Genomic DNA, 13040 nt, shown 5'->3' on the forward strand with positions numbered 1-13040 from the left:
TACATGGAAGATAACAATGAAAATGAATAAAACCCTACTTACTTTATCGCTCTTGTCTGCCTCTGCATTTTCTCACGCTGGGGAAGTGGAAGTGCTGCACTGGTGGACTGCTGGTGGTGAAGCAAAATCTGCCGCTGTTCTTAAAGAAATGCTAGAGCAACAGAATCACACCTGGAAAGATTTTGCGGTTGCTGGTGGCGGTGGTGAATCTGCTATGACCGTTTTGAAAACTCGCGCGGTATCAGGTAACCCACCATCTGCGGCTCAGATTAAAGGTCATGATATTCAGGAGTGGGGTGGATTAGGCTTTTTGACTACCCTAGATCAAACGGCGAAACAGGAACAGTGGGACTCGATTCTACCGTCAGTGGTCACGAAGGTGATGAAGTTTGACGGTGAATATGTAGCGGTACCGGTGAACGTACACCGAGTAAACTGGCTGTGGGCAAACCCAGAAGTGTTGAAAAAATCTGGCGTTGAGCTCCCGACAACATTAGACGAATTCTTTGCCGCTGCAGACAAGATTAAGGCTGCAGGCTTCATCCCACTGGCACATGGTGGTCAGCCATGGCAGGACGCAACCGTATTTGAAGCCGTCGCACTAGATGTATTGGGTAGTGAAGACTACAACAAAGCGTTTGTTGATTTAGATATGGACGTTCTATCTGGTGACAAGATGGTTGAGGTATTTACGAAGTTTAAGAAAGTCCGTGACTATATTGACGCTAACTCACCAGGTCGCGACTGGAACGTAGCAACGTCAATGGTGATCAATGGTGAAGCTGCAATGCAAATCATGGGTGACTGGGCGAAAGGTGAATTTACTGCGGCAGGTAAAGTGCCAGGTAAGGATTACATCTGTGCGCCTGCACCAGGGACTGACGGTCAGTTCACTTTCAACATCGATAGCTTTGCTTTCTTCGAGCTAAGCGATAAAGAAAATCAAAAAGCGCAGCAAGACCTTGCTAAAACTATATTAACTAAAGATTTCCAAGAAGTGTTTAACCTAAACAAAGGCTCGATTCCTGTTCGTTTAGATATGGATATGAGCAAGTTTGATCAGTGTGCACTAGATTCTATGGCGACATTCAAAGCAAGTGCGAAATCGGGCGATTTAGTTCCAAGTATGGCGCACGGCTTGTCGACGACGAGCTACGCTCAAGGCGCGATTTACGATGTGGTGACGAATTTCTTCAATGATGATTCTGCTGATCCAAAACAAGCGGCTCAAAAGCTAGCCAAAGCGGTTAAAGCTGCGATCTAACTATAAAGAGACACCCCCTAAAGGGCGACCAAATTCGTGGGGAGTTTGGCCGCCCTTTCCTTAACACCTAACGAGGAATGTTGTTAGGTGATATGACGTAAGGATTCGTTATGGAGCATGTTGTATCTCGGTATGCCAAAAAGTCTGCGCCAAAGCCGAGCTTTGCTGACAGACTACAGCGCTGGTTACCGAAAATCGTTCTGGCGCCGACTATGCTGGTTACTGTCGTATGTATCTACGGTTACATATTTTGGACCGCAGCCCTTTCATTGACCAACTCTCGCTTTTTACCGAGCTTTAATTTCGCGGGTTTTACCCAGTACGAAAAGCTAATGGAAAACGATCGTTGGATTACTTCAATTACCAATTTAGGCATTTTTGGCCTGCTATTTATGCTGGTCGCAATTGGCCTTGGCGTGGGCTTAGCTATCTTGCTTGACCAAAATATCCGTCAAGAAGGGGCGATAAGAACCATCTATCTATACCCGATGGCACTGTCATTCATTGTGACAGGTACAGCGTGGAAGTGGATTTTGAACCCAGGTCTTGGTATCGAAAAGCTGATGCAAGATTGGGGCTTTACTAATTTTGAGTTTGATTGGCTCGTCAACTCAGATATGTCGGTTTATACCCTAGTGATCGCTGCAGTTTGGCAATCTTCTGGTTTTGTTATGGCGATGTTTTTGGCTGGATTGCGTGGAATTGACTCCTCAATCATCAAAGCGGCTCAAATTGATGGCGCCAATTTACCAACCATCTACGTGAAGATCATTTTGCCATGTCTTCGCCCGGTCTTCTTCAGCGCTGTGATCATTACTTCACACATCGCAATTAAGAGCTTTGACCTTGTTACCGCTATGACGGCGGGTGGCCCGGGTTACTCTTCTGATTTACCAGCGCTATTTATGTACGCGCACTCTTTCACTCGTGGACAAATCGGTTTAGGTGCAGCAAGTGCCATGATGATGCTGGCAGGTATTTTAGCGATTCTAGTGCCGTATCTCTATTCAGAACTTAGGGAGAAAAAATCATGACCAATAACATGAATTTTGCCCGTCTATTTATTTACGCGTGCTTGATCTTCTTCTGTGTTGTTTATTTGATGCCGCTGTTTGTGATGGTGATTACTTCCTTTAAAACGCTGCCTGATATTAAAGCGGGTAACCTGATGTCTCTGCCTAAAGAGTGGGTGTTTGATGCTTGGTATAAAGCTTGGGATAGCGCGTGTACTGGGGTGAAGTGTGAAGGTGTGAAAGGGTACTTTTGGAACTCTTTTCAGATGGTGATTCCAGCCGTTGCAATTTCGACACTATTAGGTGCATTTAATGGTTATGTGGTAACGAAATGGCAGTTCCGTGGTTCGAACTTGTTCTTTAGTTTGTTGCTGTTTGGCTGCTTTATTCCATTCCAAGTTGTACTGCTTCCAATGGCAACCATGTTGGGCAAGTTAGGTCTAGCTAACACGACAACAGGTTTGGTTATTGTCCACGTTATTTACGGCATGGCATTTACCACTTTGTTCTTCCGTAATTTTTACATTGGTATTCCGGATGAATTAGTTAAAGCAGCCAAGCTTGATGGCGCAGGATTCTTCACCATTTTCTTCAAGATACTGCTACCTCTTTCGACTCCAATCATCATGGTTACGGTGATCTGGCAGTTCACCGCTATTTGGAATGACTTCCTATTTGGTGTGGTTTACTCAGGCTCAGAGACACAGCCCATCACAGTTGCGTTAAATAACTTGGTGAATACCAGTACAGGCGTGAAAGAGTACAACGTTGATATGGCGGCGGCGATCATCGCGGCGTTACCAACGCTTTTAGTTTATGTCCTAGCTGGGAAATATTTTGTTCGCGGCCTAACGGCAGGATCAGTAAAAGGATAATTATCATGGCAACACTAGAACTTAAACAGATCCGCAAAACTTACCCGAAAGCGGAGCAAGAAACCCTTAAAGGTATTGATATCAGTATCGACTCAGGCGAGTTCCTGATTTTGGTCGGGCCGTCTGGGTGTGGAAAATCGACATTGATGAACACCATTGCAGGTCTAGAAGGGATCAGCGGTGGAGAAATTGTGATTGATGGGCGCGACGTATCGAATGTCGAGCCGAAAGATCGTGATATCGCAATGGTATTCCAATCCTATGCGCTTTATCCAAACATGACGGTTCGAGGCAACATCGCCTTTGGCCTGAAAATTCGTAAGATGCCGGATAACGAAATTGAAGAAGAGGTTCAACGTGTGGCAACCATGCTGCAAATTGATCATCTACTCGATCGAAAGCCATCTCAACTTTCTGGTGGTCAGCGTCAACGCGTTGCTATGGGGCGTGCATTGGCTCGTCGACCTAAGTTGTATCTTTTTGATGAACCACTTTCCAATCTAGATGCAAAATTGCGTGTGGAAATGCGCCACCAAATTAAGCGCCTACACCAACAATTAAACACCACGATTGTCTACGTTACTCACGATCAAATTGAGGCAATGACGCTCGCGGATCGTATTGCGGTAATGAAAGATGGTGAGTTGCAACAACTAGGTACACCACAAGAGATCTATACCAAGCCAAACAATATGTTTGTTGCTGGTTTTATGGGGTCACCGTCTATGAACTTCATTAAGACCATGGTTGATTTGGATGCGGATGATAACCCAGTCATTAAAGTGAAAGGGAGTAATCAGCAAGAACATCACATCAAGTTACCCGCCTCAATGCGTGAGCAAGATGGCAAAGAGATTGTGATTGGTTTACGGCCTGAACATATCTCTGAAACCGAAAATCAAGACTCCCTCGCTTCAACTAAGCTCGATTTACAACTTGAAGTGCTCGAACCAACTGGACCTGACACTATCGCTATGATCAAAGTAAATGATCAAGAAGTGGCTTGTCGCTTGTCTCCGGAGTTTGAGGTACAAGTCGGTCAAGTGGCTCCACTACATTTCGACTTATCAAAAGCGGTCTTTTTTGATGCGAACACTGAGCAGAGAATAGACTTTGATTAATCGTTAATTTGTTTCAGCGCACTCTTGAATCATACTTCGGGGGGAGGTTTCAGGCTTGGCTTGCAGCTTGAATTCGAGAGTGCGCTACTTTGTTTGTAATTGCATTTGTTAACAAATCTCTCAATAGCAACTATGCTTATATAGATGTTTGGAATTGGCTTTTCCTCTCTATAGGAGTAAATAAGTCAAATTTGATGGAGGGGAGGGATAGTTTGCTTCCGTCTCCTTTGCTCTTTCCCTCTCCTCACATTAAAAGTCCTAACATTGGTTGGGGCTTTTTTGTTTTTACCGTTCAATTGTTTTTATCCTATCCAGCTTTCTTCGCTTTATTGAATACGTGTAGAAAGTAACTCATTAGTCGTGAATTTATGGGTGGAATCCTACCCAAAGTAAATGATGTCAATCACAGTTACATAAATGTATTAATGTTTATTTGTTGTTAACTGCTTGTAATTAAATAGATTGTCGCTAATTGATAAAGTTTGGCCTACTTATTGCCCTTATCTATGTACAACGCCCAGTGATGGGGTTGTCCATTTAACAAGGAGAATAATAATGCTTAAGCCTTTGACCCTACTATCTGCCTCAATTCTTGCTGTGACTAGTTTTAACGCTGCGGCGAACTGTGATCCAGGTGAGACCGTGATTAAATTTAGTCACGTGACGAATACAGATAAACACCCGAAAGGGATTGCGGCTTCATTACTAGAACAACGTGTCAATGAAGAGATGAATGGAAAAGTGTGTATGCAGGTTTTCCCAAACTCGACACTTTATGATGATAACAAAGTACTTGAAGCGCTACTCAACGGTGACGTGCAACTGGCTGCCCCTTCTTTATCTAAGTTTGAAAAGTTCACGAAAAAGTACCGTATCTTTGATCTTCCGTTCTTGTTTGAAGATGTGGACGCTGTGGATCGTTTCCAAAACTCAGAGTCAGGCGAAAAGCTGAAAAACGCGATGAAACGCCGTGGTCTCCAAGGTTTAGCGTTTTGGCACAATGGCATGAAGCAGATGTCTGCTAACCAACCTCTGATCTCTCCTGAAGACGCAAAAGGACTGAAGTTCCGTGTTCAGGCGTCTGATGTGCTTGTTGCTCAGTTTGAGCAGTTAGGTGCTAACCCTCAGAAAATGTCGTTTAAAGAAGTTTATGGCGGCCTGCAAACTAAAGTTATTGATGGCCAAGAAAACACTTGGTCAAACATCTACGGTAAGAAGTTCTTTGAAGTACAGGACGGCATCACAGAGACGAACCACGGCATTCTTGACTATCTAGTCGTAACGTCAAATGACTTCTGGAAAGGTCTACCAGCTGATCAACGCGAGCAGTTGAATACGATTATTCAAGAAGTATCAGCAACGCGTAATGCTGAATCGACCAAAGTGAATCTAGCCAACAAAAACAACATCATCGAAGCGGGTGGTGAAGTTCGTTCTTTAACTTCAGAGCAGCGTCAACAGTGGGTGACAGCGCTACAACCTGTTTGGAAGAAGTTTGAGAAAGATATTGGCTCTGATTTGATTGATGCAGCGATTGCATCAAATCAGTAGCCCCCGAAATGATTCCTGAAAAATAACTATAAATTTCCCCTAACTTTGGCCCTTCTGTCGGGAGGAGGGTCTTTCTTTTTCTAGTAATTCCCAAGCTAAAACCGCTTGGAAAAATAGCGATGTAACTATGGAACAGTCAATTTTTGCCAGAATAGGTAAAGTGACCGATGCCATCGAAGAGACTTTAATAGCTTTCTTCCTTGGTGCGATGACTTTACTCACTTTTGCCAACGTTATCTTTAGATACGTTTTCAATGACAACATTCTTTGGGCTCTTGAACTTACGGTCTTTCTTTTTGCCTGGATGGTGTTGGTCGGCGCCTCATACGGAGTGAAAAAACACTTCCACATTGGTGTTGATGTAATCATTAACTTAGCACCAGAAAAACTGAGAAAAATCTATGCTCTGCTCGCCGCTGCGTGTTGCTTAACCTTTTCTATTTTACTTTTGATTGGTTCTTGGAATTACTGGTACCCATTTGTGACTGAACGCGCTTGGTATGAAACCGATGATATTCCAATGCCGGAAATGCTGCAATTCTTGGCTGATTGGTTAAACGAAGGGGAGCGTTACGAAAAACTTCCTCGCTTTATTCCTTATATGGCGTTGCCTATTGGTATGGCGATGATGACTTTTCGATTTGTTCAAATCACGATCCAAATTGCGACAGGAAAATTAGATCGATTGATTGCAGGCCATGAAGCGGAAGAAGAGTTAGAAGCGCTAAAAGAAGAGCTGAAAGATGCGGGTGAGGCGATGGATCCAAAGCACGTCAGCGACAATAACAACAAGAGCAAGGAGAGCTAAACCATGGATATCCTGTTTTTATTCATCATGGTGGTTGGTTTCATGCTTATTGGTGTGCCAATCGCGGTGTCATTAGGTTTATCAAGCATACTGTTTTTAATGATGCACTCGGATGCATCTTTAGCCTCAGTTGCACAAACGCTGTTCAACGCCTTTGCCGGTCACTACACGCTGCTTGCGATCCCATTCTTCATTCTCGCTTCAAGCTTTATGTCCACAGGCGGTGTAGCGAAGAGAATTATCCGATTTGCGATTGCAATGGTGGGGTGGTTCCGCGGTGGCCTTGCCATGGCCTCTGTTGTGGCATGTATGATGTTTGCGGCGCTTTCTGGCTCGTCACCAGCAACGGTTGTTGCGATCGGTAGTATTGTTATCGCGGGTATGATCAAAAATGGTTACTCGAAAGATTTTGCTGCCGGTGTGATATGTAATGCGGGTACCTTGGGCATCTTGATTCCACCATCGATCGTAATGGTTGTGTACGCAGCCGCGACGGATGTATCTGTTGGGCGTATGTTCCTCGGTGGCGTAATTCCAGGTCTGTTGGCTGGTGTGATGCTGATGATAGCGATTTACATAGCTGCGCGTGTGAAGAACTTACCAAAACAACCTTTCGTTGGTTGGAAGGAAATGTTTGATTCAGCAAAAGACGCGAGTTGGGGGTTGTTGCTGGTGGTCATCATCTTGGGTGGTATTTACGGTGGTATTTTCACACCGACAGAAGCCGCTGCTGTTGCCGCTGTGTACTCCTTCTTGATCGCTAACTTTGTTTATAAAGATATGGGGCCTTTTGCGGACAAGAAAAATACTAAACCAGCCTTGGTGAAAGTGTTTCAAGCGTTTGTACACAAAGATACCAAGCATACTTTGTATGATGCGGGTAAGCTGACGATTATGTTGCTGTTTATCATTGCCAATGCACTGATTCTAAAACACGTTTTAACTGAAGAACGCATTCCGCAAATGATCACAGAGTCTATGTTGTCTGCGGGTCTTGGCCCAATAACTTTCTTGATTGTGGTTAACGTTCTATTACTGATTGGTGGCCAGTTCATGGAGCCATCAGGTCTACTTATTATCGTCGCACCATTGGTTTTCCCAATTGCGATTGCACTAGGCATAGACCCAATTCACCTTGGCATCATGATGGTGGTGAACATGGAGATAGGGATGATAACGCCACCAGTGGGACTCAACCTCTTTGTAACCGCCGGGGTGGCCAAGATGTCGATGATGCAAGTGGTGAAAGCCGCGCTTCCTTGGGTTGCGGTGATGTTCTTATTCCTCATCATTGTGACTTACGTACCATGGGTTTCGACTTGGTTACCAACCACGCTTATGGGGCCAGAGATTATTACGAAGTAGTCTTTACCCAGTAAAAACAAAAGCCCAGAGCGTTCGATGCTCTGGGCTTTTTATATTGTTCCTTGGAACGTTATTTATACGAATCTTTGTCTAAACCATACTTTTGCATTTTGTCATACAAGGTTTTTCTGGCGATTTGCAGTGATTCAAGTGTCTCGTTGATTTTCCCGCTGTGGTTCGCCAAAGCTTGTTCAATAATAGCTTTTTCAAATTCCGCGACTTGTAAGGCAAGTGGCGCTGCATCAGAGATTGGTTGCGAAGGGTTAAGGTGTCCTAGATTACCTAGCAACACAAAGCGTTCAGCACTGTTTCTCAATTCTCGAACATTGCCCGGCCAATCGTGACTCATCAAAGTTTGAAGATCGGCGTCTGGTAGTGCATTGGCTGCTTTTCCATAGCGGGAAGCCGCCACCAATAGGAAGTGGTGAAAGAGGGCCGGAATATCCTCTTTACGTTGACGCAGCGGTGGCAAATCTAGGGTGACGACATTGAGCCGGTAATAGAGATCTTCACGGAAAGTGCCTTCTGCGGCAGCTTTCTTTAGATCCACTTTTGTCGCCGCTATGACGCGAATATCAACGGGAATGAGCTCATTGGAACCGACTCGCTCGATCACGCGCTCTTGCAAGACACGAAGCAATCGAATTTGCGCTTGCATCGGCATGGATTCGATTTCGTCTAAAAATAGGGTACCGGATTGAGCGTGTTCGAATTTACCAATACGCTTGACATCAGCACCAGTAAACGCCCCTTTTTCATGCCCATAAAGTTCACTCTCGATCAGGTTTTCAGGTACAGCACCACAATTGATGGCGACAAAGTTAGCATCTCGGCGTGAGCTTTGTTCATGAATAGAACGAGCGAACAGCTCTTTACCCGTCCCTGTTTCACCAAACAATAAAATATCGGCATTGGTATCGGCGATGTGAGAGATGGTGTCACGCAAAGATTGAATAGAATTCGTATCCCCAATAATACGAGGCCCAAGCGTTTGGCTGGCTTTCAGGCTGCGCTTTAGCTCTTGGTTTTCTAGAGTTAATTGCCGCTTTTCGAGCGCTCGATTGGTCGTGTCAATTAATCGGTCAATGGCGAAAGGCTTTTCAATAAAATCATATGCACCATTTTGCAACGCATTGACCGCCATCGATATGTCACCGTGACCGGTTATTAAGATGACGGGTACTTCATTATCTTGATTTATCACGGTTGAGAGCAAGTTTTCGCCCGATAAGCCAGGCAGGCAAATATCGGTGATGATGACTTTAGGCATGCCTTGCTGCTTGATGGCAAGTATCGCTTCTTCGGCACTGGCAAAGAATTGTGCTGAAATTTCTTCAAGCTCAAAACTTTGTTCAATGGCGATGCGAATGTCGCTTTCATCATCAATAAAAAATACGTCGTGCATGACCGTCCTTGTATTTAATGAGTTGTGGGTTGGGCTAGGGGCAGACAAACCGTGAAGCGCGCTCCGCCCAACGGTGACTGACTGACCGTCAGCGTCCCTTTCATTGTTTGAATGATCTGCTGAGAAATCGATAAACCGAGCCCAAGCCCATTTTTTTTCGTGGTGTAGAAAGGTGCAAATAACTGCTCGGCTTCGACCGCATCGATACCCGGCCCGTTGTCATCGATGTAAATCTCAATGGAGGTTTCATTTTGCTGAGTAGTCAGTTGAATGACTCTCTCAGGGAGCGATTCGATAGCCTGAGCGGCATTAGTGATTAAGTTGATTAACACTTGCTCGACTTGAATTGCGTTGATCTCGACTTGGCCAATAGAAGATTCGATGTCACAGATGAATTCGACTCGATAAGATTTGATTTGTGGAGCAACTAACTCGCGTGTTGAAACGATCACAGGAAGTAATTCCATAATGCGCACATCGCTACTGTCTGATTTTCGGGTAAATGACTTGAGTTGATTACTGATTTTGGCCATTCGGTCGGTCAAACTGGAAATACGCGCAAGGTTGTCATCCACGCGGTCGTATTTGTCTTTCGCTAGAAATCTTCGTCCATTGTCGGCGAAGCTGCGAATGGCGGCTAAAGGGTTGTTGAGCTCATGGCTAATACTCGCAGACATTTGGCCTAGTACTGCTAGTTTGGCCGCTTGTATCAATTCATCTTGGGTGTGTCTGAGCACTTGCTCTGTCCGGCTACGCTCAGAGATTTCGGCTTGTAGTTCTGAGGTTCTCTCCATGACCAAAAATTCTAGCTTTTGTTTCGCTTCGGATTGAAGTTGTTCAAATTGGCGCTTTTTAAGGTGGCGCTGATAGGTTAACTGCAGAATGAGAAACGCGATGACAAACAACAGAGTGAGAATCAACCCAAAACTCATGGTTGACCAAAATAGGGTCACTTTTTGGGTAAGAACACGAATGGTTAGATTAAGTTGCTCAAACGGCCGACTAGACACCACGTAATCGCCTTGAAACCCACCCTGATGAGGGTTCTCCAATTCAGTCAGTGCGGTATCAAGATCGCCGGTTAACCCTAAAGAGCGAATTTGGCGGTCAAGGTACTGGCGGCTATTCGTTATCTTACTTCTTTCTTGCTCTGTCAGTGTGGTAAGGCTTTTGAATAACCAATCAGGTTGACTCGACATAAATATGACATCGTACTTATCAGTTGCAACGAAGGTATTCTGCTTGTTTTCCCAATTGCCCTCTATTGCAGTTAGTTCCATTTTAACAACGATGACGCCTACATATTCAGCGGCATATACAACAGGAAATGAGTAGTAGTAACCGCGTTGGCCAGAGGTAGAGCCTAGCGCAAAATACTGACTGGATTGGCCTTGAATTGCGTTAGAAAAATATGGACGCCAGGCGAAATTTTTACCCACAAATGAGCGGTCTAGGTTCCAATTACTCGCTGCGATAGTATTTCCCCATTGATCGAGTAAATAGGTATCAGCAGCTTGGATAATGTCATTAACGTTTTCGAGATAGCGATTGGTTAAATCTATCTGCGCTAGGTTATGGGGTTGCTGCAGTGCAAAGATCAGTTCATTGTCTTTTGCCAACAACTGAGGCAGGTGGGCATATTTGTCGAGCTTCGAATAAACGTGACTAGCGAAACGATCGAGCTGCGCTTGGTGCTCGTCGGCAAGTGCTTGATAATTATAGTTCCATACGGAATGAGAACCGACAATCAGGCTGATAAGGTAGAACAGGAATAGATAGAGATTGGCACGGCGAAAAGGTGACATAATATTCCCGACAAAGGTACAACAACTGCCTTTTAGGGTAATATTTTTTGTTATCACTGTGTTTAAATCTGTAACAGAAATGAGGAATAAAACCGGACTTAGATCTAGTTTTCTTGTTTAATTCGAAAAAAAGGTTAGTTTCTCTTGAAAAAGCCATTAATGTCCCCATTTCTGTAGGCAATAGCTGCTTTATTGCTTCTTTTTATAGCAGTTAAGTGAGTTTTTAGGGTAATCCCCTATGTATCGTAGGGATCGGCTCGACAGCTATCGCGCAGGTCGGTAGAATGCTGCGTCTAAATTTTTATCCTGAGGCTAATCGGAGATACCTTTAACGAACAAGATTCAGCAGAATCGGTTTTGAAAGGATATCGCTAATTAGTCCGGTAGCTGATTGAATCAGTTATCGATACTCGATTTACGAAGAGTACTCTTAGAGTACAAACAAGGATGGGTCCTAATATCTATTTCTTGGGTGTAGGGCACATACGCTCAGCTAAGCTGAGCCAGTTTTGAGGTTAATGAATCATGCAAGTTACTGTTGAAACTCTAGAGGGCCTAGAGCGCCGTCTTAACATTACTGTTCCAGCTGCAAACATCGAAGACGCTGTAACAGCTGAACTACGCAACATCGCTAAAAACCGTCGTTTCGATGGTTTCCGTAAAGGCAAAGTGCCTCTAAAAATGGTTGCGAAGATGTACGGCAAAGCAGTACGTCAAGACGTGATGGGCGAAGTAATGCAACGTCACTTCATCGAAGCGATCGTTAAAGAAAAAATCAACCCAGCAGGTGCTCCAACATTTGCTCCAGTTGAAAACAAGGAAGGTGCAGACCTAGTATTCAACGCAACTTTTGAAGTTTACCCAGAAGTTGAGCTGAAAGGCCTAGAAAGCATCGCAGTTGAAAAACCAACAACTGAAGTAAACGATGCAGACGTAGAAGAGATGATTGAAACTCTACGTAAGCAACAAGCGACTTGGGCTGAAGTTGCAGAAGCAGCTGAAGAAGGCAAGCGCGCAACTATCGACTTCGTTGGTTCTATCGACGGTGAAGAGTTCGAAGGCGGTAAAGCTGAGAACTTCCCACTAGAAATGGGTGCTGGTCGCATGATCCCTGGTTTTGAAGATGGTATCGCAGGTAAGACTGCTGGTATGGAATTCGAAATCGACGTGACTTTCCCAGAAGATTACCACGCTGAAAACCTAAAAGGTAAAGCTGCTAAGTTCTCTATCAAAGTAAACAAAGTTGAAGCTCGTGAGCTTCCAGAACTAAACGACGAGTTCGTTTCTAAGTTCGGTGTTGCTGAAGGTGGTGTTGACGCTCTTAAAGCTGAAGTTCGTAAGAACATGGAGCGCGAACTTAAGCAAGCAATCAAGAACCGCATCAAAGAACAAGCAATCGACGGTCTAGTTAAAGAAAACGACATCGACGTACCTGCAGCTCTTATCGATCAAGAAATCGGTACTCTACGTCAACAAGCGGCTCAACGTTTCGGTGGTAACCCTGAAGCAGCTGCTCAACTTCCACGTGAATTGTTCGAAGAGCAAGCGAAACGTCGCGTAGTTGTTGGTCTTCTACTTGGTGAAGTAATCAAATCTGAAGAGCTAAAAGCTGACGACGAGAAAGTGAAAGCGCTAATCGAAGAGATGGCGACTGCATACGAAGATCCAACTGAAGTTATCGCTTACTACGAGCAAAACGAGCAAATGATGAACAACATGCGTAACGTAGCTCTAGAAGAGCAAGCAATTGACGCAATCATCGCTAAAGCTCAGGTTACTGAAAAAGACGTTAGCTTCAACGAGCTAATGAACCAGCAACCAGCTGCTTAATAA

The 13040-nt window shown here is 44.5% G+C and carries 10 protein-coding genes; 8 read left to right on the plus strand and 2 right to left on the minus strand.

Annotation, left to right across the window (positions count from 1 at the left end):
* Positions 1–16: 16 nt before the first annotated feature.
* The 7 genes from GVO60_RS05350 to GVO60_RS05380 all read left to right on the plus strand — a co-directional run bounded on the left by GVO60_RS05350 (position 17) and on the right by GVO60_RS05380 (position 7997).
* A complete protein-coding gene (locus GVO60_RS05350; RefSeq protein WP_159651648.1) occupies positions 17–1264 on the plus strand; it encodes an ABC transporter substrate-binding protein in 1248 nt (415 codons plus the stop codon).
* Between the two features lie 110 nt (positions 1265–1374).
* A complete protein-coding gene (locus GVO60_RS05355; protein ID WP_159651650.1) occupies positions 1375–2298 on the plus strand; it encodes a carbohydrate ABC transporter permease in 924 nt (307 codons plus the stop codon).
* On the plus strand, positions 2295–3152 hold the full coding sequence (locus tag GVO60_RS05360) for a carbohydrate ABC transporter permease (RefSeq protein ID WP_159651652.1): 858 nt from the start codon (positions 2295–2297) through the stop codon (positions 3150–3152). The genes GVO60_RS05355 and GVO60_RS05360 overlap by 4 nt, the downstream gene beginning before the upstream one ends.
* Before the next feature lie 5 nt (positions 3153–3157).
* A complete protein-coding gene (locus tag GVO60_RS05365; protein WP_159651654.1) occupies positions 3158–4273 on the plus strand; it encodes an ABC transporter ATP-binding protein in 1116 nt (371 codons plus the stop codon).
* Positions 4274–4828: 555 nt separating this feature from the next.
* Positions 4829–5824 carry a TRAP transporter substrate-binding protein gene (locus GVO60_RS05370; protein WP_159651656.1) on the plus strand — a complete coding sequence of 332 codons (996 nt, stop codon included), beginning with the start codon at positions 4829–4831 and terminating at the stop codon, positions 5822–5824.
* Between the two features lie 127 nt (positions 5825–5951).
* A complete protein-coding gene (locus tag GVO60_RS05375) occupies positions 5952–6632 on the plus strand; it encodes a TRAP transporter small permease (protein ID WP_159651658.1) in 681 nt (226 codons plus the stop codon).
* A gap of 3 nt (positions 6633–6635) precedes the next feature.
* On the plus strand, positions 6636–7997 hold the full coding sequence (locus tag GVO60_RS05380; RefSeq protein ID WP_159651660.1) for a TRAP transporter large permease: 1362 nt from the start codon (positions 6636–6638) through the stop codon (positions 7995–7997).
* A gap of 70 nt (positions 7998–8067) precedes the next feature.
* Here GVO60_RS05380 and GVO60_RS05385 read toward each other — a convergent pair whose 3' ends face one another.
* Together GVO60_RS05385 and GVO60_RS05390 are read right to left on the minus strand one after the other, a co-directional pair.
* Positions 8068–9402 carry a sigma-54-dependent transcriptional regulator gene (locus GVO60_RS05385; protein ID WP_159651662.1) on the minus strand — a complete coding sequence of 445 codons (1335 nt, stop codon included), beginning with the start codon at positions 9400–9402 and terminating at the stop codon, positions 8068–8070.
* 14 nt (positions 9403–9416) lie between these two features.
* The gene (locus GVO60_RS05390; protein WP_159651664.1) at positions 9417–11207 is read right to left on the minus strand and encodes a sensor histidine kinase; all 1791 of its coding nucleotides are present in this window, start codon (positions 11205–11207) and stop codon (positions 9417–9419) included.
* 525 nt (positions 11208–11732) lie between these two features.
* Between GVO60_RS05390 and tig the strand changes: the two genes are divergently transcribed.
* Positions 11733–13037: a trigger factor gene (gene tig, locus GVO60_RS05395; protein WP_159651666.1), complete on the plus strand. Its 1305-nt coding sequence runs from the start codon at positions 11733–11735 to the stop codon at positions 13035–13037.
* Positions 13038–13040: the final 3 nt, after the last annotated feature.

This window comes from Vibrio atypicus (assembly GCF_009811315.1).
Taxonomy (GTDB): domain Bacteria; phylum Pseudomonadota; class Gammaproteobacteria; order Enterobacterales; family Vibrionaceae; genus Vibrio; species Vibrio atypicus.